The sequence below is a fragment of the Rhodococcus sp. MS13 genome (assembly GCF_013277835.1).
GTDB classification, from domain to species: domain Bacteria; phylum Actinomycetota; class Actinomycetes; order Mycobacteriales; family Mycobacteriaceae; genus Rhodococcus_F; species Rhodococcus_F erythropolis.
On record NZ_VBTL01000002.1, the window covers coordinates 102,202 to 126,062 of the forward strand.

Annotated in this window: 20 protein-coding genes; 11 read left to right on the forward strand and 9 right to left on the reverse strand. The window is 62.4% G+C overall.

Annotated elements, in window-relative coordinates:
• Positions 1 to 51 precede the first annotated feature (51 nt).
• The 6 genes from FEZ59_RS02910 to FEZ59_RS02935 all read right to left on the reverse strand — a co-directional run bounded on the left by FEZ59_RS02910 (position 52) and on the right by FEZ59_RS02935 (position 6,485).
• Positions 52 to 1,416, reverse strand: a complete 1,365-nt coding sequence (locus tag FEZ59_RS02910; RefSeq protein WP_172932211.1) for a lipase family protein — start codon at positions 1,414 to 1,416, stop codon at positions 52 to 54.
• Positions 1,417 to 1,480: 64 nt separating this feature from the next.
• Complete coding sequence (locus tag FEZ59_RS02915) at positions 1,481 to 1,930, reverse strand: GNAT family N-acetyltransferase (protein ID WP_172932212.1); 450 nt, start codon at positions 1,928 to 1,930, stop codon at positions 1,481 to 1,483.
• Positions 1,931 to 1,948: 18 nt separating this feature from the next.
• Positions 1,949 to 2,323: a GNAT family N-acetyltransferase gene (locus tag FEZ59_RS02920; RefSeq protein WP_242459684.1), complete on the reverse strand. Its 375-nt coding sequence runs from the start codon at positions 2,321 to 2,323 to the stop codon at positions 1,949 to 1,951.
• 104 nt (positions 2,324 to 2,427) lie between these two features.
• Positions 2,428 to 4,422 carry a TerD family protein gene (locus FEZ59_RS02925; protein WP_172932214.1) on the reverse strand — a complete coding sequence of 665 codons (1,995 nt, stop codon included), beginning with the start codon at positions 4,420 to 4,422 and terminating at the stop codon, positions 2,428 to 2,430.
• A 228-nt stretch (positions 4,423 to 4,650) separates the two neighbouring features.
• A complete protein-coding gene (locus tag FEZ59_RS02930) occupies positions 4,651 to 5,772 on the reverse strand; it encodes a DUF475 domain-containing protein (protein WP_172932215.1) in 1,122 nt (373 codons plus the stop codon).
• A gap of 137 nt (positions 5,773 to 5,909) precedes the next feature.
• Positions 5,910 to 6,485: a TerD family protein gene (locus FEZ59_RS02935; RefSeq protein ID WP_003941199.1), complete on the reverse strand. Its 576-nt coding sequence runs from the start codon at positions 6,483 to 6,485 to the stop codon at positions 5,910 to 5,912.
• Positions 6,486 to 6,728: 243 nt separating this feature from the next.
• Between FEZ59_RS02935 and FEZ59_RS02940 the strand changes: the two genes are divergently transcribed.
• From FEZ59_RS02940 to FEZ59_RS02980, 9 genes are all read left to right on the forward strand, one after another.
• Positions 6,729 to 7,874 carry a hypothetical protein gene (locus tag FEZ59_RS02940; protein WP_064233754.1) on the forward strand — a complete coding sequence of 382 codons (1,146 nt, stop codon included), beginning with the start codon at positions 6,729 to 6,731 and terminating at the stop codon, positions 7,872 to 7,874.
• Positions 7,875 to 7,966: 92 nt separating this feature from the next.
• Positions 7,967 to 9,124, forward strand: coding sequence for an HpcH/HpaI aldolase/citrate lyase family protein (locus FEZ59_RS02945; protein ID WP_242459685.1), 1,158 nt, complete (start codon positions 7,967 to 7,969; stop codon positions 9,122 to 9,124).
• A complete protein-coding gene (locus FEZ59_RS02950) occupies positions 9,121 to 10,410 on the forward strand; it encodes a phosphoribosyltransferase family protein (RefSeq protein ID WP_172932217.1) in 1,290 nt (429 codons plus the stop codon). The genes FEZ59_RS02945 and FEZ59_RS02950 overlap by 4 nt, the downstream gene beginning before the upstream one ends.
• A complete protein-coding gene (locus FEZ59_RS02955; RefSeq protein WP_172932218.1) occupies positions 10,407 to 11,516 on the forward strand; it encodes a cysteine protease StiP family protein in 1,110 nt (369 codons plus the stop codon). The genes FEZ59_RS02950 and FEZ59_RS02955 overlap by 4 nt, the downstream gene beginning before the upstream one ends.
• The gene (locus FEZ59_RS02960; protein ID WP_346343212.1) at positions 11,513 to 12,370 is read left to right on the forward strand and encodes an HAD family hydrolase; all 858 of its coding nucleotides are present in this window, start codon (positions 11,513 to 11,515) and stop codon (positions 12,368 to 12,370) included. Before FEZ59_RS02955 ends, FEZ59_RS02960 begins: the two co-directional genes overlap by 4 nt.
• 27 nt (positions 12,371 to 12,397) lie before the next feature.
• A complete protein-coding gene (locus tag FEZ59_RS02965; protein ID WP_019746739.1) occupies positions 12,398 to 13,792 on the forward strand; it encodes a TerD family protein in 1,395 nt (464 codons plus the stop codon).
• Positions 13,793 to 13,950: 158 nt separating this feature from the next.
• Positions 13,951 to 14,844, forward strand: a complete 894-nt coding sequence (locus FEZ59_RS02970) for an SGNH/GDSL hydrolase family protein (RefSeq protein ID WP_029254393.1) — start codon at positions 13,951 to 13,953, stop codon at positions 14,842 to 14,844.
• A gap of 40 nt (positions 14,845 to 14,884) precedes the next feature.
• Entirely contained in the window at positions 14,885 to 16,441 is a 1,557-nt protein-coding gene (locus FEZ59_RS02975) for a TerD family protein (RefSeq protein ID WP_172932219.1), read from the forward strand.
• An 84-nt stretch (positions 16,442 to 16,525) separates the two neighbouring features.
• Positions 16,526 to 16,981, forward strand: coding sequence for a TerB family tellurite resistance protein (locus FEZ59_RS02980; protein WP_003941110.1), 456 nt, complete (start codon positions 16,526 to 16,528; stop codon positions 16,979 to 16,981).
• Between the two features lie 56 nt (positions 16,982 to 17,037).
• Here FEZ59_RS02980 and FEZ59_RS02985 read toward each other — a convergent pair whose 3' ends face one another.
• Positions 17,038 to 17,559, reverse strand: a complete 522-nt coding sequence (locus FEZ59_RS02985; RefSeq protein ID WP_003941084.1) for a 2-oxo-4-hydroxy-4-carboxy-5-ureidoimidazoline decarboxylase — start codon at positions 17,557 to 17,559, stop codon at positions 17,038 to 17,040.
• Between the two features lie 788 nt (positions 17,560 to 18,347).
• On the opposite strand from FEZ59_RS02985, the gene FEZ59_RS02990 reads away from it, so the two are divergent.
• Positions 18,348 to 19,478, forward strand: coding sequence for a lipase family protein (locus tag FEZ59_RS02990; protein WP_172932220.1), 1,131 nt, complete (start codon positions 18,348 to 18,350; stop codon positions 19,476 to 19,478).
• A 744-nt stretch (positions 19,479 to 20,222) separates the two neighbouring features.
• Here FEZ59_RS02990 and FEZ59_RS02995 read toward each other — a convergent pair.
• Positions 20,223 to 20,714: a DUF6301 family protein gene (locus tag FEZ59_RS02995; protein ID WP_172932221.1), complete on the reverse strand. Its 492-nt coding sequence runs from the start codon at positions 20,712 to 20,714 to the stop codon at positions 20,223 to 20,225.
• Positions 20,715 to 20,832: 118 nt separating this feature from the next.
• Positions 20,833 to 22,059, reverse strand: coding sequence for an MFS transporter (locus tag FEZ59_RS03000; RefSeq protein WP_172932222.1), 1,227 nt, complete (start codon positions 22,057 to 22,059; stop codon positions 20,833 to 20,835).
• A gap of 482 nt (positions 22,060 to 22,541) precedes the next feature.
• On the opposite strand from FEZ59_RS03000, the gene FEZ59_RS03005 reads away from it, so the two are divergent.
• Positions 22,542 to 23,723, forward strand: coding sequence for an IS30 family transposase (locus tag FEZ59_RS03005; protein WP_346343219.1), 1,182 nt, complete (start codon positions 22,542 to 22,544; stop codon positions 23,721 to 23,723).
• The last annotated feature ends 138 nt before the right edge of the window (positions 23,724 to 23,861 follow it).

Consider the following 23,861-nt stretch of genomic DNA (forward strand, 5'->3'; position numbering starts at 1 on the left):
GTTCGATAGCGCACCAGGACGACAAAGGTATCTGTTGGCGGGATCGCTTCGCTAGCGCGCCGCATGTTCCTGCGGCGCAAGAGAGTTCCCCGGTGCAATGTTCGCGCAGTTGGACGGAGCAGGCTTGCCGGTGAATCGGTCGTCGATCCAGGTGAGCGCACCGGGGAGCCAGAGCATGGCGCCGAGGAAGTGGCTGATGGTGTCGTACTGGTCGTACTGAATCGGCAGGCCGGCGTCGCAATACTTGCGTGCGAGGGTACGGACGTCGCCCGTGATCATGACGCCGTCGCCCGCTCCGACGCCGGGGCCACCGGGTTGGGTGCCCTCGATGGTGCCGTTGGCCGCCTGAGCGATGAACATCGGAATCGTCGGTGTCGCAGCGGTGCCCATGTTGATCTTGTTCACGACATCGACGTACTCGGGAACCGTATTGGGATCGGCGTACTCGGGCTTGACCAGTTCCTGCCAGGTCAGACCGGGGTACTGTGCCAGCACGTTGCCGATGGACGCGTCTTCGAGTCGAGCCATGACGTCGCGTCCACGGTCACTGAGATACTTTCCGAAATCGATGTCGTACGAACGCGCAACGCCGACGATTGCCATGCCGACGACGCCGCCCCACCCGATGCTTCCGCTCGCGTAGCGAAGGTTGTTAGCCGGATTGACCAGCACGCCGCCCTGCGCGGCACCGATCAAATTGTCGTTGATCTCCGGTGCGTACGCGGGAGCGAGGATCGAAGCCCAGTTGGTGGCGATCGCTCCGCCGGAGTACCCCATCAGCGCGATCTCAGCGTCGTCGGTGATTCCGGTTTCCGGGACATCTTTGGCCGCACGCAGAGCGTCGAGCGTCATCATCCCGTATTCGGGTCCGGCAGCGAAGTTTGCATCCGGGCCTTCGGTGTCCGGGACGACGATCGTGTAGCCGAGGGCGAAGAGCGGCCCGAACAAGGCTGCCTCGATGGACGTGAAGGTTCCGCCGACGTTGAAATTACGCCCACTCGGCGTCCAATCTCCGATCGGGGTGTTGCCCGCGATAGCCCGCGACGGACTGTCGTCGGGGTTCAGTGAATCGTAAAAGGATTGGTACGAAACAACTTTGTCCGGTTGACCGTTGGCCGGGCGCAGGATCGAGGTGACGTTGGCCGACGGCTGACCGAGGGCGTCGGTTGATCGGTAGAGAACCTGCACTGCCTGTATCGGGGTCGGGATGTTGAGAATGGTATACGGCACGGTGCGAGTCCCGAGGACCGCGCCTGGAGCATACGACGAGAGAGGCGCCGCGCCCTCGTAGCTGTAGAAACTGTCATCAGGGGACTGGGCAAGAGCCGGCTGCGCGAGTGCTGCCGGTGCACCTACGCCTGTCAGTGCAACCGCGAGTACTCCGACAACTGTGCGAGATAAGACCCTTGACGACATACTCGTCCTCCACATTGGTGTGCCACGCCCCACCCTGAGATCGCGGTGTGACGACTACCATATATTACTCGCGGGTAATGTGGGGATCGGTCAGATCGGGCGCAGGCTCGAGGTCTCGGCGTAGGAAGATTTCGGAGGGCTCGCCTGGGAGTAACAGAACTCCCGCGTCGGTGTATCCCATTGCGCGATAGAAGTTCTGGGCTGATTCGTCGGCGAGTGTGGAGGTGAGGACCTGCGAGTGTCCCGCGCGGCTCATGCGTTTTTCCCAATCTGTGACCAAAGCGCGCCCGATGCCTTGGCCGCGGTTCGAAAACAGGACGGTCAGCATGTTCATGAACGGAATCTCGTCCCAGAACAAGCCCCAGCGCAGCCATCCGATTGGTTTCCCGCTGTCCTCGGCGACGAGTATCCGGCCGCGTTGGATCACTGACGCGAGTTCCTCGGCTGCGATGTGTGAGTCGTGCTCACGTAAGAACGGCAAGTCTGTCTGCGCTGCGACGCGAATGTTCACCACAGAAGTCAGTATCGCCGTTCACTCGGAGTTGATGGCGTTCGGCTTGGACAGGTAGACGACTCCGGGGATGTGGCTGGGGTCCGGCGGCAATTGGGAGTAGCCCGCTCGGGTGTACACGCGAATGTTCCGCACGCTCTTGCTTCCGGTGAACAGCTCGAAACTTGTGGTGCGCTCCGGAGCGTTCTGTTCCACGTGCTGCAAGAGGCGTCGGCCGAGGCCGTTGCCCGCCAAGTCCGGTGCCACCATGAGGCGCCCTATCTGCCATGTGGTTCCGTCCGCGCTGCCTCGCACGGCCCCGACGAGCCGACCGCCGCGTCGTGCGGTCCAGACAGTCGACTCCTGAACCCATGCCCGGACCGTGGGTAGGTCCTCGTGGAGCGGGGGTATGTTCATGCTGTTGTTCGAGATTGCTTCCGAGACCCAGCAACAGCGTTGTAGAACAAGGATTTCCGCTGCGTCCTCGTCCGTTGCGCGCTCTATGACTATCTCGTTCAATTTCAGTCTTCGTTGTCGACTTGTTCTTCACGAGGGAGATCGGACGCTTTAGGTGCGGCGGGGACCCATTCCCGGAGTGGTTGAACGACTTCGGAATAGAACACCTCGGCTGAACTTGTGATGCTGCTGATGAAACTTGCAGCAGTGCCCGCACGCTTGCTGCCGAGGGGGAAGGACTGTGTCAGCACGAATGAAGTGAGTTGACCGCCTTGCCCGTCCGTCAGTAGACGCGGTGTTGCTCGGGCCGATGTAAGAATCTCGCATGTCGACGCGGCAGGACCGGTGAACAACGCTTCGACCAACAAGTCCTCGGGTGCATTTTTCAATTGACGCAAAGCCCAAGTAACCCGTTTTCCTGCGGTACCTTCGTCAGGAGCGGAAACCGTTGTACTGCAGCTCACTTTGTTGGTTCTCAAATCAGCGGTAACCCGTAACTCTCCGGCTGCGTCGGGGATCCGGAGGGTGGCGCTGAAGGTGCCGTCGTTCGCCAATTCGTTGACCGTCAGCGCGGTACGCGCTTCCGCGTCGTTGACTACCCGGCGGGGCAACACATGTTTGACGACGACACCGAGATCAGCGGTGAACCGCAGCGCAAGATTTCGTGCGAGCGCGATCCACGACTGAGCGACGGCCGCTGCCTTCGGATCTCCAGGACGTAGAGTCCCGGCGCTGACGGAATCGCGTATCGATACCCAGTGACGACCCATGTCGACGAACTCCTCGGCCCCTGACTTGGGATGTTCGATGTACCGGAGAAATTCGCTGAGAATCCAACCTTGCAGAGGATTGTCGATTCCGCCGTGCGAGAGCACCATCCGGGCCTCGTGGATGACTTCTGCCCAAGAGAGATGCCGCAGCGCAACTTTGGTGAGCTTGCGCTTGTCCACCTCGACGGGTAATTCGCCGGCGCCGGCAGGCAAGTCGTTGGACAGGCTGATCACGACGTCGTACTTGTTCTTCTTGGCGACGTCGAGATAGTTTTCGAGCTGCTCTCGGGTATGGGTGCCTGCTCCAGTCTTTGCTTCGAGCAAGCCGGTCCAGAGCCGGCTTCCGCGGGCGATGCGCCACACCGCATCCGGGATCACCCGAGATTCACCTTTGACGTAGGGAACTTCGACATAGCCCTCGAACGAGCCGGCCGGTGCGCCCACGCGGGACGAAACCGCCCGCGCAAACAATGGAACCGCTTGCATCGTGGAAACCAATGCCGACGTCGTGCGTCGTTCTTGTTCCTCGCCGGTTCCGACGCCGATCACCGAGAAGAGTCGTGCAGGTTGCCAGGTCTCGGACTCGGCGTGCTTGAATTCGGGTAGTGGAGCCTTCTTGGGCACGGGCTTCGCTGTACGAACCCCGCGCTGCCGTGCGGGCTTTGGTGGCGTCGTGGGTTCGGTGACTGGTGGATCGGATTCCGATATCGGTTGGGGTGTCTCCAGCTCAGGTGACGACGGCTCCTCGACGGGGGCATCCTCGCTCACGTCGACTCCGAAGTCTTCGGCGAGCCCGGCGAGTCCTGAAGCCCAACCTTGGCCGATGGCGCGAAGTTTCCACTTCCCGTTGCGCCGATAGACCTGACCGAAGACGAAGGCGGTTTCGGTGGATGCGTCGGCGGTGACGTATTCGGCGATAGGAGAGCCGCCGGAATCGACCAGTTGGAGCGCAAGTTTGCCGAGGTCTCCGAAAGAGCCGGAGTCGACGCTGCCTACCAACGCGATCGCATCGACCTGTTCGGGTACAGCAGCGAGGTGGACGAGGAGGCGCTCGTGCGGGCCGGATTCGGCTTCGCGGCGGCCGAGATAGCGAACCGAGCCGTCAGCAGATTCCTGTTGGTTGTAGAAGACGAAGTCCGCGTCGGACCTGACTTTTCCGTCGGCACCCAGAAGCAATGCCGAGGCATCGACACCGAATTCCGTATTGTCCCAGGTGATCACGATGTCGATCTGATCGAGTTCGTCGGGGAGCTCGATGTTCTGGCCTTTGGACAGAAACTGGTCTTCCACGACTTTCCCCCTCATCACTGTGCACAATCGGATTTCGCCTCTTGATTGTGCCGGGGTGGGTCGAGATTTGTGCGGTTTCGCACCCGCAGGGCAATTGTTCACCCGCAGGCTGAATTTGACGCGCGGCTGAACAATTGGCGCGCGGCTGTGAATGCAGAGAGTTTCAATTCAGGCATAACAAACAAAACGCCCGCAACCAATTGGTCGCGGGCGTTTCGAGAAAGAACGTCAGACAGTTGCCGGAGTGTTCTCGTCCAACTTCGGATCTGCGTTCGCGATTCGCTTGTTGCGAATGAGGCTGCTGATGAAAGCAGCGCCGATCAAGAAGACACCGACCAGGCCGGTGATGATCTCGTTGATGTGAACGCCGATGGACACCATCAAGATGACGGCCAGAGCGCCGATGGCCCAGTGCGCACCGTGCTCGAGGTAGACGTAATCGGAGAGCGTGCCCTTGCGGACCAGGAAGACCGTGATGGAACGGACGAACATCGCGCCGACGAAGCCGAGGCCGAGGGCGATGATGATCGGGTCTGCCGTGATGGCGAACGCGCCGATGACGCCGTCGAAGGAGAAGGACGCGTCGAGGACCTCGAGGTAGAGGAACAGGAAGAAGCCGGCTTTGCCGGTTGCTTTCGCGAGCTGCATGGGGCCGCCGGACTTGGCGGTTTCTTCCTCTTCGCCTTCTTCCGGCAGATTGAACAGTTCACCCAAGCCGTTGACCGCGATGTAGGTGATCATGCCCAGAACGCCCGAGATCATGACGGTGGAGACCTTGTCGTCAGCGGCGAGGAACGAACCACTCAGTACCAGGACGATGCCGGCCACGACGACGGAGAGCTGATCGAGCTTGCCGATGCGAGCGAGCGGCTTCTCCAGCCAGGACAGCCAGGTGATCTCACGCTCTTCGAAGATGAATCCGAGGAAGAGCATCAGCAGGAACATGCCACCGAAGGCAGCGATCTGCGGGTGAGCGTCGGTGAGGATGGTTTCGTAGCTCGGCTCGCCGTTGGCGAAGTACGCGGCGTCGTCCGCAGGCGGGTTCAGTGCGAGGTCGAGTGCAGCTACGGGTCCGAGACCGGATGCAGCCCAGACGATCACGAGCGGGAACACCAGACGCATACCGAAGACGGCGATGATGACGCCGATGGTGAGGAAGATCTTCTGCCAGAATTCACTCATTCTTTGCAGAACAGTGGCGTTGATGACGGCGTTGTCGAAGGAAAGCGAGATTTCCAGAATCGACAGGATGATGACGAGGAACAGTGCCTCGGGTCCGCCGTAGATGAACGCAACGATCATCGCGAGGATCGAAATTGCGATGGATAAACCGAATATTCGCAGTACCACGGAGCGTGGCCCTTTCTAGTTGGTCAATGCAGAGTGGTTACTGCAAGCGGTCTCTCACCGCATCCGAACGTGAAAACGGGGAGGGTTCCACAGACTACTGCGGAACCTTCCCCGAGTCAGCTCGTCGAGAGCGAAGATCAGACGTTGACGCCGTAATCGCGCGCGATGCCCGCGAGGCCGGACGCGTAGCCCTGGCCGATTGCGCGGAACTTCCACTCTGCACCGTTGCGGTACAGCTCACCGAAGACCATGGCGGTCTCGGTGGAAGCGTCCTCGGAGAGGTCGTAACGAGCGAGCTCGTTGCCGTTCGACTTGTCGACGACGCGGATGTACGCGTTGCGGACCTGGCCGAAGGACTGCGAGCGAGCTTCTGCGTCGTAGATCGAGACGGGGAAGACAACGCTCTCGACCTCGGCGGGAACCGCTGCGAGGTTCACGTCGATCTGCTCGTCGTCGCCTTCGCCTTCGCCGTCCGTGTTGTCACCCTTGTGCTCGATCGAGCCGTCGGGCGAACGGAGGTTGTTGAAGAAGATGAAGTGCTGGTCGGAGAGGACCTTCTTGTTCGAGCCTGCGCCGATTGCGCTGGCGTCGAGGTCGAAAGCAGCTCCGGTGGTGGAACGCGCGTCCCAGCCCAGGCCGACGACCACTGCAGTCAGGTTCGGGGCCTCCTTCGTGAGAGAGACATTGCCGCCTTTGGTCAAGCTGACGCCCATTCAGGGGTCCTTTCAAGAGGAGAGACAAGGCCCACTACGACGCGAAGTCGTCTTGGGAGTGTGTTTACCTCCACCACCCTAACCGCAGTTCCGGTGTGTTCGCCGTAACAGCAGAATTACGAACCGAGAAGCGAAGTGCTGGACCCGTAGGATTCAATCGTGGTGGGAAGATGGTCGGAGCGCTTCAATCGGGGGGCAAGAGTGGGGGAGTCGGTCAGTCGTGCGCGGGAGGCGCAGACGGCCATGGTTTCGGCGTTCCTCGACATGGACAAGCGGCAGACCATCGCGTCGGCAGCAGTCGACGCTTCCGCCGAGCTGTACCCCGAGCGAGGGCTGCGCGCTGCGTGGGAACCCGTTCGGGATCGGTGCTTCCAGGCTGCGTCGGACTACCTCGACACATCCGAGCGCTATGGCAACGATCAGGTACTTCACCAGAACCCGAACGGTGCTCGGGTGGCATTCGAAAAGTCGGTAGCCGAACTCGTCGAGGCGGCGAAGGGCGTCGATGCCTTCTACAACGGGCATCGTGCGCACCTCGAGCAGGCGACGGTCACGATGTCCGCCATTCCCGTCCTCGGCCAGCAGGCCCGAACCCTCGCGAACGCCGTCCGGGAAAAACTGGCTGCCACCGATCAGCGCTATCGCGAGTACCCGTCGGTGGTGACGGCCTCCGAACACCTCGACGACGCGGTTGCAGCGCTCGACAATGCGCGCTCATCCGGTCGCGCCGACGCAGTCCGCACGCGGGCCGAGAGTGTCCGCGAAGCGGTATCGGCGCTCGAGGAAGCATTGGCAGAAGCCCCGTCGACCCAGCACCGTGCCGAGATGACGATTTCCTCGGTCTCGACCAGGTTGTCGGCAGTGCGCACTCGAGTGGACCGCCTGGATCCGGCGTACTCCGCACTGCTGCGCGAGTTCAACGCCGCGAGTTCTGCTGACCTCGTCGACAACAGCAGTCGCAGCCGAGCACATATCGATCAGGCCGACATCGATCTCAAGGAAGCGAAGCAGTCGCTGGCTGCGGGAAACCCCGAACATGCACTGGCTTTGATGGCCGAAGCCCGCGTGCACCTCGCCGACGCCGAAGCGTGTGCCGACGCCGTGACGGACCGTCTCGCTACTCTGCGTGCAGTCCGGGCAGATCCGAGCCAAAAGGAACGTGAGGTTCGTTTCCGGCTGAAAGACGCCCAGATGTTCGCTGTTAACCAAGGGTTGGTGGCGGAGTGGGGCTCTGTACTCGATGCTCAACTAGCAAGGATCGAGCGAGCGAGTGCGTCACTGTCGGGAACTCATCCGGACTACTGGTCGTATGTATTACAGCTGGACTCGGTATCGACGTTCATCACCGAAGTTGTCGAGAAGATGCGGGCGCGAGCCGGCAAAAACTGAATGGTCGGGCCGATCGGGGGATCGGAGTTGCTCGACGCGTTGTCACAGGGGGTCGTTTCATGGACTTGATTGCGGTTACAGAGAGAAGAGAAATGCAGCACTTTCAACATCTCGAGGATGACGTGCGGGAGCAACTGTTCCTACATGCGCCTCGATCGTTCGCGGATTCCGACGAGAGGGATCTGCTCGCGATTGCTCTGGGTGCAACTCTCTACGTTCCTGCCACCCGGGCCGGGTTGGCCGACATCGTGGTCAAGCGTGCGTCCGAGGGCGTCAGCTCGATGGTGCTTGATCTCGAGGACGCCGTCGCCGATCACGAGGTCGAATCGGCGCGAGCGAACGCGGTCGAAGCTCTCGACAAGATCGCGTCCACCGACGCCGTCGGCATGCTGCTGTTCGTACGGGTCCGTGAAGTCGCGGACATCCACAAGGTCGCCGCGTCGTTGACCGAGGGGCGCGCCGCGCTCACCGGGTTCGTAATCCCCAAGTTCGGCAGCGAGTCCGGCCCCGTGTTTCTCGACGCCGTCGCGGACGCATCCGAACTGCTGGGTAAGCATCTCTACGCGATGCCGGTGCTCGAATCACCCGCGCTGGTTCACCGCGATACGCGTGATCTCGAATTGCGCACCATCAGTGGGATTCTCGCGCAGCACCGCGATCGCATCCTTGCCGTCCGCATCGGCGCCACCGACATGTGCAGCACTTTCGGCATCCGTCGTGACCGCGATCTGACCATCTACGACGTGCGCGTGGTGGTCGACGTCATCGCCGACATCGTCAACTATCTCGGGCGCGCGGACGGTTCGGGTTTTGTCATCACCGGGCCCGTGTGGGAGTACTTCGCCGATCACGAACGTATGTTCCGGCCGATGCTGCGCGCCACCCCGTTCGAGGAACACGACGCCGTCCGGTTCCGTCAGCATCTCGTCAGCCGCGACCTCGACGGTCTGCTCCGTGAGATCGCGCTGGACCGAGCCAACGGAATCCAGGGCAAGACGGTCATCCACCCGTCGCACGTCGCAGCGGTCAATGCATTGTCCGCGGTCACGCACGAGGAATATCACGATGCCCTCGACATTCTCGGTGCCGACGCCGGGGGAGTTCAGGCGTCCGGCTACCGGAACAAGATGAACGAGATGAAGCCGCACCGCAATTGGGCCCATCAGACTGCGCTCCGAGCTCACGTGTTCGGTGTGACCAACAAGGGAATCACGTTCGTCGAGTTGCTGACGGCGTTGGTCGATCGATGACAGAGCTTGTCCAGTCCAAGGACGTTCCCTGGGCTACAGCAGAATTCGGCTTGGACCTCGTTCACGGTGATTCGTCACTCGGGCATTCGGTGCCCGATCTGGTGATCCCGGGACTTCGGCGGAATCCGCGTCGCGCTCATCTGCTGGTGTCCACCGTGCTGGGAAAGCACGTGCCCACCGAGCCGTCCGTGGTCATCGGCGCTGCCGACGGCCTCGGCGATCTGGTTCGGACAACCCTCGGTGAGGGTGTCGACGTCGTCGTTCTCGGGTTTGCCGAAACCGCAACAGGTTTGGGCCACTGCGTCGCAGCTCGCCTGCACGCTCACTGCTACCTGCACTCCACGCGCCGAGACGTACCAGGGGCTACGACGCTCGCCGGATTCGAGGAGGGGCACTCGCACGCCACGAGCCATCTGATGCAGCCGACGTCCGCTGAACTGTTCGAGAACGACCTGCCTCTGGTCCTCGTCGACGACGAGATCTCCACCGGCGCCACCGCGATCGATGCCGTCCGGGCGCTGCACGGGCAATGCCCGCGAAGCCGCTACGTCGTGGCCTCGCTGGTGGACATGAGAACCGAGGAACACCGAGTCGCCGGCGAAGCCGCGGCGGCAGAGTTGAATGTACGAATCGACTACGTCTCTCTCGCTTCGGGTTCGACGGTCCTGCCCGACGGCCTGACCGAGCGCGTCACGGCGCTGGATGCTCCGGATCTCAATCCGATCGGTGACCGCCGTGGCACGCTGGCACGGATCGATCTGCCGTGGCCGGCACATGTCCCCGACGGTGGCAGGCACGGCTTTCTCGATGGCGACACCGCGGCATTCGAGTCAGCCGTCGAGGCAGCGGTGTCCATTCTCAAATCGTCGATCGACGCGTCGCGTGCTGTGATCGTGATCGGTCACGAGGAGTTGATGTACCTGCCACTGCGCATCGCTGCGGGCTTGGAAAGCTCTGGGCGAGCAGTTCGTTACCAGACCACAACTCGCTCACCCGCGTACGTCGTCGACGTGCCGGGATACCCGCTGCGTCGCGGGTTCACCTTTCCGGCGCCCGAACTGGGTGAGAACGACCCTCGATACGTCTACAACGCGCAGTGGCCTGATGCGGCGGTCGACGCGCTTGCGTTGCTGGTCATCGACGAGCCCGCCGACACCGATCGGTTGACGGCGATGGACGGAGTGGTCGAGGTGTTGCGGAACTCCGGCACCGACGTCCTGGTCGCCACCGTTCGCGGGGCCGATCCGTCGGCGCTGCGAGATTCCAGAGCAGGGAGCTCGTCATGAACGAACCATTGGTCGGGCCCGAATTCGGTTCGTACGCGCCGGGCGAAGTGAAGTGGCTGCTCAAGGATCTCTCGCACGTGGATCTCGAAGCGGATGTATCCGTGCGCGAGAAGCGTATTCAGTCGGGTGAGGCGCACTATGCCGAGTCTCTCCCCATCGAGTACCAACCCGATCAGGCATACCGGGATCTTTTCGAGACGGTGCTCGCCGAGAGCGCTCCACGGTTGGCGCGCGCTGTCGGGACCGTGATGGACCTGGTCTTGGCCGAGCGGGGGAGTGACATCACGCTGGTCTCACTCGCCCGGGCCGGAACACCGATCGGGATTCTGATGCGGCGCTGGGCCCAGCAGACCCGCGGGTTGACGTTGCCGCACTATGCGGTGTCCATCGTCCGTGGCAAAGGAATCGATTCCGTCGCACTCGATTATCTTGCGCACCATCACGACTCGGAGAACGTCGTCTTCGTCGACGGCTGGACGGGCAAGGGCGCCATCGCCCGCGAACTCGACGCAGCGTTGACGGAGTACCACGAGGCAGGCGGAGCGAAGTTCGACTCCGATCTGGCTGTTCTCGCCGACCCCGGACACTGCGTGCGAACGTACGGGACCCGTGACGACTTCCTGATCGCGTCGGCGTGCCTCAATTCGACGGTGTCCGGCTTGGTCTCACGAACTGTCCTCAACGACACCCTCATCGGGCCCGGCGATTTCCACGGCGCCAAGTTCTACGCCGACCTCGCCGACGTCGACGTTTCCAACAGGTTGCTCGACGTGGTCTCGGCCGAGTTCGATTCGGTTCGCGACGACGCAGCGGATTCTCTTGCTGCAGTGCTCGATTCCGATCGGACGCCGACCTGGGCCGGTTGGGAGTCGGTGGAGAAGGTGCAGGCCGAGTACGGGATCTCGACGGTCAACTTCGTCAAACCCGGTGTCGGAGAAACAACCAGGGTGCTGCTGCGCCGGCTTCCCTGGAAGGTTCTGGTGCGCGAACTCGAAGCCCCGGAGCACGCACACATCCGGTTGTTGGCACAGGCCCGTGGGGTCCCGGTCGAGGTCGTCCCGGATCTCGCCTACTCGTGTGTCGGCCTGATCAAGGACATCACGTGAGCCGTGCGGACACCGCTGCGTCCCAGGTCCTGATCGCTACGGATCTGGACCGCACGATGATCTATTCGCAGGCCGCGATCGGCGGCGATCCCAGTGGCTCCGACCTGGATTCGGCGCCGAGCCCGTTGTGCGTCGAGTACTACAACGGCGGTCCGCTCTCGCACATGAGCGTCGAATCGATCGAACTGCTGACCGCGCTGAGCTCGCGGGTTCCGGTGATTCCGACAACCACCAGGACCATTGCGCAGTTCCAGCGGATCGATCTTCCCGGCGGACCGTGGAAGTACGCCATTACGAGCAACGGCGGAAACATCCTGGTGGACGGCGAAGCCGATCGCGAGTGGCGAAACGAGATCGACCGTTCGACCAGCAAGTCCGGCGCCGAGTTGCCGCAGGTTCAGGCGGAACTGGAATCGCGGATCGACTCGAGCTGGGTCAGCTCCGTTCGTGTTGCCGACGACCTGTTTCCGTACCTGGTCGTCGATCTGGTCGTGATGCCGAGTGAATTCGAAACCGAATGGAATCACTGGTGCGTGACGCGGGGCTGGAACGTTTCGCGTCAAGGCCGGAAGATCTACACGATGCCCGACGCCGTGTCGAAGTCACGCGCACTGGCAGAGGTGCGCCGCAGACTGGTCGAGTCGGGTGATCTGGATCAATCCGCGGTCGTGATGTCGGCAGGTGACGGCGCATTGGATGCGGACATGCTCGAATACTCCGATTTCGCGATCCGGCCGAGGCACGGTGAGCTGGAAGAACTGAATTGGCAACGGCCGACCGTTACTGTGACAGAAAGGTCCGGTATCGCAGCGAGCGCGGAGATATTGCGGTGGTTCTCTTCCGCGCTCGGGTAATACACGCTCTCTATGAAGGGGATTTAGTTGTCTGTATCGCTTGCCAAAGGGCAGAACGGCCCGCTGGACGTCTCGGATGTAGTTGTGTCGGTTCAGCTGGCTGCAGCCGCTGACCTGTCTGCGCTCCTCGTGACGAGCAACGGAAAAGTTCGTTCCGACGCCGACTTCGTCTTCTTCAACCAGCCGACCGGACCCGGCGTGCAATTGGTGCCCAACCCGGGTGGCATTGCCTCACTCCGAGTCTCGCTCGCCGGCGTCCCTGCCGATATCGAGCAGGTTCGCGCCGTGATCACGCTCGATGACGCTTCGTCGAACTTCGGGCGCAGCGCTGCACCCACCGCTCGGGTCTCCGACGCGGCCGGGAACGTGTTGTACGAGTACGTGATCGACGGTCTCACCACCGAGTCCATCGTCATCGCGCTCGAGGTGTACCGACGCCAGGGTGCGTGGAAGGTGCGCGCCGTCGGCCAGGGGTACGCGGGTGGATTTGCCGCGCTGGTCACCGATCACGGTGTGTCCGTCGACGATGCGCCCGCGCCGCCGCCGCCCACTCCGGTCGCGGCTCCGGCTCCGATCACGCCGCCCTCGTCCGTCGCTCCTACTCCGCCGGCGTACAACCAGCCGCCGCAGCAGCAGCCTTCGTACAACGCGCCGCCGGTTCCGCCGGCCCCGCCCGCGTACAACCAGCCGCCTGCCTACAACCAGGGACCGACGCCGCCGGCCTACCCGCCGGCGCAGCAGCCTGCGTACAACCAGCAGCCGACGTACAACCAGGCACCCCCGGCGCCTCCCGTGCAGAACCAGCCGCCGGCGCAGCAGCCCGAGGTGAGCCTGGTCAAGGGACGCCCCGTCAGCCTGACCAAGGGCCAGAAGGTCACGCTCCGCAAGGAGGGCGGCGTCGCGCTCACCATGATCCAGATGGGTCTGGGTTGGGATCCGATCAAGAAGAGCGGCCTGTTCGGAAGCCGTACCGCCGACGTCGACCTCGACGCTTCGGCGCTCCTGTACGCCGACGGCAACCTCGTCGACGTCTGCTACTACGGTCAGCTGACGTCCAAGGACGGCTCGGTCCGTCACATGGGTGACAACCTCACCGGCGACGGAGACGGCGACGACGAGGTCATGCTCGTCGATCTGCAGCGGGTCCCGGCTCACGTGACCACCGTGATCTTCACCGTGACCTCGTACCGCGGACACACGTTCGAGCAGGTCTCCAACGCTTTCTGCCGTCTCGTGGACAGCACCACCAACTCCGAGCTCGCTCGATACACGCTCCAGGGCGGCATGGCTTTCACCGGAATGGTGATGGCAAAGGTGTACCGCGCGAACGGCGAATGGAAGCTGCAGGCCATCGGTGAAGGTATCCAGGCCAAGCACGCAGGAGAAGCTGCGCCGCAGCTGGGCCGTTTCCTCACTGCTTGAGTCGAGACTGCATAGTCGAGATGAATCCGGTTCGGCGGTAGGTGGTTTCGATCGCCGTCCGCCGAACCGGACATCGTTGTCCCCTCCGTGCGTTAACCTCATGCGGCATGTCGAGCCGTCAGTCGAGCGGCCGTGCGCGAGAGGACTTGGCACAGTAGATGATCACTCGAGGGAAACTTCTCGGTCGGGCGGCGGCCGTCGCAGGCGTTGTGCTGGCGCTCGTGAGCACCGGAATCGCGCAGGCTTCGGTGCCCCAGTCGGCACCGCCGGCAGGTTTTTCCGAGACCGGGATCAAGTACGTCGCCCTCGGTGACTCCCGCGCCTCCGGTCCAAGGCTGGAACCGATGTACCCCGACGCCTGCTCGCGTTCGTACGAGAACTTCGCGGGCAAGATCTCGCGGGCGCTCGACGTGACCGAGTTCGCTGATGTCTCTTGCAGCGCGGCACGCGCCGAGAACATCATCGACACCCCACAGCTGATTCCGAACTACTGGCCCGTCCAGCTCGATGCCGTTCACCCGGACACCGACCTGATTACCATTTCGATCGGCGGCAACGACTCCAACAGCATCTTCCTCGGCCCCCTGTGCGTCGCTCCGGGACCGGGAACCGATCGTGGATGTCGGTACGACCCGCTCGCGAATTCCGTCGCCCAGTCCGGAATCGACCGGGCTGCCGGAGAATTGGATCGCATCCTGACCGCGGTCACGCAGCGCGCGCCTAACGCTCGCATCTACCTGATCGGAGAGGGCGGCATGATCTCCTCTCGCGGATGCTGGCCGAACATCCCGTTCTCAGACGCCGACGCATCCTGGTTCATGGACTACTTCGCTCGCTACAACACGAAGTTCGACGAGGTCGCCCACGCCCACGGTGTGCGCACTGTCGACATTGCGGCGGCGAGCATCGCCGGCGGGCACGACGCGTGCGCGAGTGCAGATCAGCGTTGGTTCGAAGGCCTGTTCTCGGAGTCGACGGCGCAGCGCTTGCACTTCACGGACGCCGGGATGACCGCAGTGGCCGATCTAGTGGTGGCGGACCTGCAAGGCTGACCGAGAGAGCCCGGTCATGGCATAGTTCGCTGCTGTGGGTATGACTTTTGTTCCCGGACAGAACGCGCCGCTGCAGGCGCCCGTGGTGACGTTTCGAGCCGAGAGCCAGACGCCGTTCGACGTGTCGGCGCTGGTAGCGGACGCGAACCTGCGGGCATTGACGTCCGCGGACTTCGTGTTCTACAACCAACCATCCACCGCTGGAGTGCAACTCGACCAGAGCGGCATCCGGGTGGAACTCGATCGACTTCACCCCGATGCCGCAGCCGTGTTGTGCATCGTGAGCGTGGATCCGGCAGCGACGGCTGCCGGAGCCTTTCGCACGGCCGGGCTCTCCGCCACCCTGAGCGATCAATCCGGTTCGGTCCTGGCCGAATTCGCGATCCCCACCGCAGGCACCGAGACAGCGGTCATCTGCTGGGAGCTGTACCGAAAGTCCGGTGCCTGGAAGATTCGGGCCGTCGGGCAGGGCTATGCGGGTGGTCTGGCGGAACTGATCTCGGTGCACGGCGTCGAGGTCGACGACAAGCCGGCACAACCAGCTCCGACAGCCGCGCCCGCGTGGGACTCCGCCGTGGAGCCGTTGGAAGTGGGCCGAGGCCTCGAGCGCGCGTGGATGATCTTCGAGGACGCCTCCCGATCTGCCGCTTCCTTCGTCTCCAGCAGCGAGTACGCGCTGGCTCGGTTGGACGAAGATCTGACCGCAGCCGTCGCAGATCCGTCGTTGCGGAACTCGGCAGCGGGAGTGGCGGCGCGCGATGCCGCACAGAAGCGTCACGACGACCTCGTATCACTCGCGCGGGACAATCACGCCCGCGACAGCGCTCAGCTTGCGCACGAACTCGGCGTGATCGACGGCGTGCTCCCACGGTCGATGGCGTCGTGGAAGTCGGTGTCGTGGGCGGGTACAACCGATCCGGCCCAGATCACGGCCGTCAGCGACGGTATGCGTCTTGGCGAGCTGTCGGCTCCGGACCGCGGCACGCTCACCGTTCCCTACTGCGTCCCGCTCCCACTGCGTCGGCCCATCTGGGTGGACAGCACGTCGAGCAAAGCAGCGCTCGGACTGATCAGCGCCGTCACCGTGCGCGTCATGGCCGCCGGCCCGATGCCGCTACTCGACGTCGTCGATCTGACCGGCTCGCTGACGCCACTGACCGACCGACTGGCACCGATGCTCGCGGGGCCGGTCATCACCACTCACACCGAGATCTCGGCGCGTCTGCGGGCACTGGCCGAGGCCGTCGACATGGGCGAGCTCGCGCGAATGAGTGGCGTCGCAGATGGCCCGAGTTCCCTACGACTGTTGATCCTCAGCGATTTTCCGCACGGATACTCCGCCGAAGACGCACAGACCATCATGTTCCTCGCCGAACGCGGACCGGCAATCGGTTTGTCGATACTGATTGTCGGAGAGGACGAGTCGAACTTCGCGGAAGAATCCGTCGCCGCACTGTCCGAGGGGTGCCAACATCTTTCGGCAGCAGGGCAGACGGAGGTTCACGATCCGTGGACCCGCACGCAATGGCACTTCACCCCGGACGTGCTCGACCCGATCTCCGAGTCGCGAATTCTGGCAGTGTTCGACCGCACCTAGTGGCCGATGGCGGATTGCCGAGCGCACAGGCAGAGTGGTGGTACGACCACGCGCGGTGTGTGGCGGCAATACTCGAGGAGACTCATGGCATTCTGGGATCAGTTGAAGGCTAAGGCTCAGGAGATGAACGGCCAGCTCAAGACAAAGACCAGCCAGTTCCAGAACAAGGAATTCAAGAACGCGAGCATGGCAATGTGCGCGTTGATCGCCGCCGCAGACGGTTCGATCGATCCGTCGGAGCGTCAGAAGACCGCCGCGCTGATCATGAGCAACGAGTCGCTCGCGGTCTTCCCGCCGGACGAGCTTCGTGAGCAGTTCGACTGGTACTGCAGCAAGCTGTCCTCGGACTACGAGTTCGGCAAGGTCGAGGCAACCGCGACCATCGCCAAGCTCAAGTCGAAGCAGGATCAGGCCCGCGCGGTCATCCAGATCGGCATCATCATCGGCGGCGCGGACGGCAACTTCGACGAGCACGAGCGCGGCGTCGTACGCGACATGTGTTTTGCAGTCGGAATCTCTCCGGCCGAGTTCGATCTCTGATCGATTCAGAGCATGAAAGCGGGTGCGGCGCGAAAGCGCTGCACCCGCTTTTCTTTTCAGTACTCGGGATAACCGTCCTCGGGTCCCAGCATGCGCTCGATCCTCGTCCGCGTGATCTTGGCGAGCTCGTCGACGCAGACCTTGCGCTCGACGGACCTCTCGTTGGACATGCGCTGGCCGATGTTCTCGAGCAGGTCGTCGGCGTCGTGGCCGTGCGAACACCACAGATACCGGAAGCCGAAGTTCCGCTCGTACTCCTCGCCGGCGCGATAGATGGTTGCCATGACGGCGTCGTCCGGAACCCAGATCGAGCATTGCTCGAGGTGGGACGGCACGCTGTTCCTACGGACGCCGACCGGTGGATGGCATTGCAGGGCGCGTTCGACGTCGACGTCCGAGAGGTTGAGAATCGCGTCCTCGGCGCGCGAGAGGATCTCCGCGTGATCGGCGAACGGACGTCCGTCGCTGACCCACCCGGCCCACGTCAGAGAGCAGCAGCACTCGAACAATGCGTGAACCGCCTTCTGTCGCGGTAGTTCGTTGAAGCGCTCCAACCCGATCGATTGATGTAGCAGCATGTGACCTCCCGGCCGGTTGTGCCTTCAGGCGCGCTCGACATGCCGCGCGGTAACCGGATGCGCGGCCAATTCGATAATCCGCCGCTTCACCTGGGAAAGGAAGGTTTGCTCACCGAGTTTTCAGGTTCTTAACGCGGCGTAACGAGCTGACCCACACAACGCAGGAGCCCCACCAGCGAGGCTCCAGACCGGGACCCCTTGGAGGGAAAAGACCCGATCGTGACTGACTTTCTTCTCTGGCCGGCCCGTATCCAGCTAGGCGCTTTGCTCGCAGCACTCGCTCTCGCGGTTGCGATTGGCGGCGATTTATCCCGCTGGTGAAATCGATTTGATTCGAAGTCGACCCAGTGGCTATCTGGGCAGACTCTCTAATCGCGCGCAATTAGGGAGGCAGTGTCAATCTTCCAAATTCGTGATTTGGCTGTGGAAACCCCAGTTACCGACGTCTCGGTGTGTGCGCAGAGTTCACTCAGAAGTGAGTGTGGCTGCTAGCTGATGTAATCGCTTCCGTGTCTCAGCCTTTCGTGCTGGACAAGACTAAACCTGAGCGCACGGCACTCGTTTCAAGAACCTTCTGCCGATCAGGGACACCTTGTGTGCGCCGTAGACCGAATAATTCTCGGTATGCACACGGCTGACCTCGGCTTTAAGTTCTTCGTCGCGCACGGTCCGCTGGCCCCTCGACTGCAGGAGCGGCACCCGAAGATGGTCGAACCGGTATACCGGCACCTCCGGTTCGCGCAGAATGGAAGTCGGCGCAGACACCGACGAACCACGGGAGCGATGCGATGATCCGACGACGGCTCGGCCAAGCATTGATGGTGATCGCACTCGCCTCCGCGGCCGTCTCGACCGCGCCCGTCCACGCGCAGGAACCGGCGCCAATCACGGCGCCGGGCACAGTGACCGCGGCAACTTCCCTGCCGCACTCCTTCTGGATTCCCGGCGTCGCCAACGCATCAAAGCTCACGTACTGGTCCACGGGACCGCTGAACCAGCCCGCGTTGAGTACGGGCGCGCTCTTCCTGCCCCCCGGCGATCCACCCGAAGGCGGCTGGCCGGTCATCTCGTGGGCTCACGGCACTGTAGGTATTTCCGACCAGTGCGCTCCCACCGTGACCGGGACCGTCGGCAGTCCGTACCTCACGAACTGGCTCTCGCAGGGCTACGCGATCGTCGCGACCGACTACGTGGGGCTCGGCACGCCGGGAATCCACGCGTACCTGGACGGACCGTCGGCGGCGCACAGCGTGATCGACATGGTGCGCGCCGCGCGTGCGGTCGAACCGTCGCTCTCACCGCGGTGGTTGGCACTCGGACAGTCTCAGGGCGGGCAGGCCGCTATGGTCACGGCAGCGATCGCCACACGGTACGCACCCGAATTGGACTACCGGGGCGCGGTCGCGACCGGGGCGCCGTCCAATCTGGAGAACCTTGCACCACTCGTGGGGCCGGACTTTCCCCGCTTGCCACTGACCGGCAGCACCGTGTTCGTCTCGTACCTCTTGGCCGGACTCCGGGCGGCGCGACCCGATCTCGACATCGATCGCTACCTGACACCACGCGGCACGGATGCCCTGGCCCGAGCCGAAACCGACTGCTACCAGGACATGGCATCGGGCCTCGGCGACGTCACGATCGGCGATCTGGTGAACCGGCCCCTCGACGATCCCGCGGTGCTGGCTGCTGCTCGCGGCATGCTGGAGATCCCGACGACCGGGTACGACCGGCCTGTGTTCCTCGGGCAGGGGCTGACGGACGAGATGGTGCCGGCACCGCTGGCTTTGAAACTTGCGGCCGAACTCGCCGCCAACCGCCAGCCAGTTACATTCCGCACATATCCGACCGGTCATATCGAGACGATGCGGGCAGCGCTCCCCGAAAGCCTCTCCTTCGTCCGGAATCTCTTCCAGCCGTAGGTGAATCATGCGTTTCGTGAGAGCTTGTCCGACCCACTTTTCATCTTCTCAGCACCGTCAGGAGTGCGCGGTTGACCGAGGATCTGCCGAAGCCGAGCGTTGCAGCTATGGCGTCGAGGCCCTTGCCCCCGCCGCAGGTTGGACCGTCACCTAACATCGGGAGCGAGGCGCGTCAATAACCATAGACCTCAACATCGCATGTCCTGGGGGCCGCGGATCTAGACACGTGCAGCGTCCAGGCGATCGACTTCGACGTTACGGATCGCTTGGGTACACAGGAAGCTGAATCCAGCGGGCTGTCAGGGGTGCGGTTCAGCGGACTGACTCATCGATTGTCGACTGAGCTTGGGCTACCTACTCGTCGTGGGGAGGACAGGATGCGGTGGGACCTGTCTACCGTGGTGGTCACTGCCTATCGGGGAAAGCGGGACAGCTTCGTGAACATTGCAAGTCCTCAATACCGAGCAGATGAAGACCAAATCGACGAGTACATCGTCAATTAGAGCCCGACGAGGAGGTGTAGCACGGAAATATCGCTACAGCCACCCTATCCGCGCATACGTGTGCACCGCCCCACCTCGCCGGTCTTCAGGAAGAATTCGACTGGTCGGAGGCCGTCGACGGCATCGATCCATTCCAGCCACAGTGCGATGCGACCAGACGTACCGACTTTGACCGATCTGCTGAAATATTCTTCCTGGCAACAGAATTCGACTGAACCTGGTCAGGAGATGGCCTCGATCGCTAGTCCTCGTCCTCGTACTCCGGTTCGGGCTCATCCATCCATGACTGATATCCCGGACTCGTCAGACGCAAGTCGATCGCACTGACACTTAGGTGCAGTGAAATGACCGCTTTCGGCAGGTCCCACCGGAGAGCTGCCTTTGGTTCGGGTTCGGCGCTCGTGGCTGTCCCCAGGAGTGCGGTAAATGCCACATCGAGGTTCGTGAACCCTTCGTCCAGCAACGGGCGCACCACTGTCATGGGCGTAGCGTCATCTGCCACGTCCGTGACGAAGATCGAGATCCAATTCATTCTGTGTTGCCGCCCGAACATTATCGATTCGGGCCGACCGACACGGAGGCCGGTCCGAATCGAGGCGCCGGTTTGATCCGATTCAACGAGCTCCCATCCAGCTTGTGCGCAGAAGGGTTCGAGGTCGTGGACGGCCCAGGTCCAGTTGAATTCTGCGGCGAGGCGGGCAATGCGGGCGGCGCCCTCGATGTCGACGTGCATGCGTGGATGCTATCTGCGAGTGTCAACATGACCCGTACCTGGAACGGACGCTCCTAGGAATTACACGCTGTCAGAGAACTCGGCCGCCGCGGAGGTAGACCTGCGCTGAACGTCGAGGTCAGAGATCCCGCGCCGAGTGTCGCAGCGGCGAGAACGCCAGTGTGCCTGCCGCGATGGCGAACACAATGGTGACGCCGATCAGGGTGGGGCGTTCGCCGATCGCGCCGACCAACAGGCCTGCTGTCACGGCGCCGAGGGCGGCCATGGTGCGGTTGACGGAACGCCGGGCGGCATTCACGCGCCCGAGAAGCTCATCCGGAGTGAGCGCTTGCCAATAGCCCATCTCGTTCGCGTTCTCCGCGCCTGCCGCCAAGCCCTGCAGGCCAAGAGCTGCGAAGAGCAGGAGATGGCCAACAAGTGTGTCGGTCGCGAAGGTAACGAGAAGCCAGGTGAGGGGGTACAGCGAGCGGGCGAGGATGACCGTTCGTCCTGGTCCGATTCGCGTGCCGATCGCATGTGCACTGGACGCTCCGAGGAGGCTTGCGACACCGAACGTCGTCAGAAGCAAGCCGTATGTGTAGGCGCTGAACCCGAGTGAGCGGAGGGCGAAGAGAGACAGCGCAGTCAGCGCGGCTCCGTTGGCGAGGAACCACACGTGTGTCGATATTGCGAGTGGGTTGAGAGTGCGGTGGCGGTAGGTGAATCTCAGACCCTCACGCACTTCGTTCATCAGGTTGCGGGAGCGAGAAGCGGGTCGCGGCTCGTCTACGTCGAGACCGTAATTGAGTGCGGCATCAGCGAGATAGCTGATTGCGTCGACGGCAATCACCACGGGAGCGCCGAGCAGGCCTACGAGTGCGCCCCCGACCGTTGGCCCCAATGTCGTTGCTGCTGCGTCGGCTTGGTCGAGTCGAGCGTTTGCTTTCACCAGTTGGCTGCGTGGAACCAGCCGGGGTAACAAGGACTGCATCGCAGCGAAGCCGAACACCGAGAAGGAGCCGAACAACAGCAACGCGATGACCAGGACCCAGATGTGCAGAAGGCCGGCGAGCCACAGAAGCGGAACAGTGCCGAGTGCTACCGCTCGACCGACGCTGGCCCACACTAGGATTGGCTTGCGCCGCCAACGATCGACGTAAGCCCCCGCGAACAACCCGAGCACCGCATAAGGAATCAACTGAGCCGCGTTCACCATACCGACTTCGAAGGGCGTCGCGTCTAGAAGCTGCACTACCAAAATGGGCATCGCCACCGCTGTCACCGACGAGCCGGCCGAACTGATCACCGCGGCCGTGAGGAAGCGGCGAAATGATGAACGATTGACGGCCGGAGAAACCTCACTCATCGCTTCTACTCACGATGCCGCCACATGTCCGACTCCGCAGGTCCGTCCCATGTAGGGGACTGTAGTCGAGCACGCCCGATATGGTGCTGAGCCCGGGACGGTTGTTTGGCATTGCGAAGTTGACAGAAGTACTCGACATGGTGACAGGGGAGCGACTCAACCGATTCGAGGGAAGGTATCACCATGATTGAAACAGATTCTCCCACAAGCTTTGTCGTGATACCCGCACAGGAGAACACGGCGGGTACGAGAACGAGTGCTTCACCCATTCCGTCCAAGGCAACGGCGGCCGCTGCTGCCTGCGAGGACCGATGGTCCAGTCGGACGCGGAATGGCTCGCGAACAAGATGAATACACAGTGGGCTGACCAACCAAGAAGGCCCGCAACATATCTTGGGTTCTAAAGATCGTCGCAACACCGCAGCTTAAGAGGTGCGATGGAATTCGAGATCCGGACGAATCGAAGCAGCGCGCAAGGACGAATGCCGCTCCGGAACGAGCGAGCGGCATACTTGCAGCTCATGAAGCAGGGGCTGAGCAACAACGAAGCTTGCCGAATCGTTGGAATCAATCCCAAAGCCGGCCGGCGTTGGAGGAACGGACGCAACGCGTCCGGAGTGAGTGCAGCGGCGCCGCCGATCGATTCGGTGGTGCCTCTTGCTGGCCCCAGCCGGTACCTCGTGGCGTCCGATCGGGTGCACATCGCGGATCGATTGCGCGAGAACGCGACAATCCGCACGATTGCGTTTGAGTTAGGCCGAAGTCCTGCCACGATCAGTCGAGAGATCCGTCGAAATCGCCATCCGATTAGCGGCGACTACCGCCCCTTCGCTGCACAAACACGAGCAGACGCACGAAGGCCGAGACCGAAGATAGGTAAGATCACCGCGAATCCGCAACTGTGGCAATTCATTCAGGAACGATTGGGCTTGCGGTGGAGTCCTGAACAGATTTGCCAGACCCTCCGGCGGCAGTTTCCGCACCAGGACGAGATGCAGGTAGCCCACGAAACCATCTATCGATCTCTCTATTTTCAAGGTCGTGGCGCACTTCGACGAGAAGTTTCCGCTGCACTGAGGACCGGCCGCACCGCAAGAAAACCGCATCGCAGGGCCTCCGCGCGGAGGCCGCGTTTTACGTATCCAATGGTCATGATCAGCGAACGGCCCGACGAGGTGACAGATCGAGCCGTGCCCGGGCATTGGGAAGGAGATCTAATCATCGGCAAAGACAGCAATTCCGCGATTGGCACACTCGTCGAGCGCAGCACTCGATACTTGATTCTACTTCGCCTCCCACTCGGCCGAGGCGCAGAGTCGGTACGCCTTGCGTTGACTGAACGGATGAAAACCTTTCCTGCACATCTAGTTCGATCACTCACCTGGGACCAGGGGTCTGAACTGGCCTCGCACCGCCGATTCACGCTCGACACCCAGATTCCTGTCTATTTCTGCGACCCCGCCAGCCCGTGGCAGCGCGGCTCCAACGAGAACATGAACGGCTTGCTGCGGCAGTACTTTCCTAAGAGGACGAGCTTGGCGTCGCACAGTCGCGAGCATCTCGATGCAGTCGCCGCCGAGCTCAACAACCGGCCCCGCAAAGTACTCGGTTGGAGTACGCCCGAAAATCGCCTCCGCGGTTTGCTCGATAGCTTGTCTCCGTAACCATCGCGACCGAGTTGCACCATCGCTCAACATCGCGATGAACTGTTATCCTGGCCGGGTGATCGTGATTCGACAGACATGGTGGCGGCTGCTCTCGCAGCCCGTCTAACCATGTCGTGGGCTGTATGCAGCCCACGC

Bases quoted from the DNA above. Each gene is read 5' to 3' on its own strand.
- FEZ59_RS02980 (WP_003941110.1), top strand. From the start codon at position 16,526: ATGGCATTCTGGGATCAGTTGAAGGCTAAGGCTCAGGAGATGAACGGC.
- FEZ59_RS02955 (WP_172932218.1), top strand. From the start codon at position 10,407: ATGAACGAACCATTGGTCGGGCCCGAATTCGGTTCGTACGCGCCGGGC.
- FEZ59_RS02985 (WP_003941084.1), bottom strand. From the start codon at position 17,559: ATGCTGCTACATCAATCGATCGGGTTGGAGCGCTTCAACGAACTACCG.
- FEZ59_RS02950 (WP_172932217.1), top strand. From the start codon at position 9,121: ATGACAGAGCTTGTCCAGTCCAAGGACGTTCCCTGGGCTACAGCAGAA.
- FEZ59_RS02990 (WP_172932220.1), top strand. From the start codon at position 18,348: ATGATCCGACGACGGCTCGGCCAAGCATTGATGGTGATCGCACTCGCC.
- FEZ59_RS02920 (WP_242459684.1), bottom strand. From the start codon at position 2,323: ATGAACATACCCCCGCTCCACGAGGACCTACCCACGGTCCGGGCATGG.
- FEZ59_RS02945 (WP_242459685.1), top strand. From the start codon at position 7,967: ATGCAGCACTTTCAACATCTCGAGGATGACGTGCGGGAGCAACTGTTC.
- FEZ59_RS02970 (WP_029254393.1), top strand. From the start codon at position 13,951: ATGATCACTCGAGGGAAACTTCTCGGTCGGGCGGCGGCCGTCGCAGGC.
- FEZ59_RS02975 (WP_172932219.1), top strand. From the start codon at position 14,885: ATGACTTTTGTTCCCGGACAGAACGCGCCGCTGCAGGCGCCCGTGGTG.
- FEZ59_RS02995 (WP_172932221.1), bottom strand. From the start codon at position 20,714: ATGCACGTCGACATCGAGGGCGCCGCCCGCATTGCCCGCCTCGCCGCA.
- FEZ59_RS02910 (WP_172932211.1), bottom strand. From the start codon at position 1,416: ATGTCGTCAAGGGTCTTATCTCGCACAGTTGTCGGAGTACTCGCGGTT.
- FEZ59_RS03000 (WP_172932222.1), bottom strand. From the start codon at position 22,059: ATGAGTGAGGTTTCTCCGGCCGTCAATCGTTCATCATTTCGCCGCTTC.
- FEZ59_RS02935 (WP_003941199.1), bottom strand. From the start codon at position 6,485: ATGGGCGTCAGCTTGACCAAAGGCGGCAATGTCTCTCTCACGAAGGAG.
- FEZ59_RS03005 (WP_346343219.1), top strand. From the start codon at position 22,542: ATGCCGCTCCGGAACGAGCGAGCGGCATACTTGCAGCTCATGAAGCAG.
- FEZ59_RS02940 (WP_064233754.1), top strand. From the start codon at position 6,729: ATGGTTTCGGCGTTCCTCGACATGGACAAGCGGCAGACCATCGCGTCG.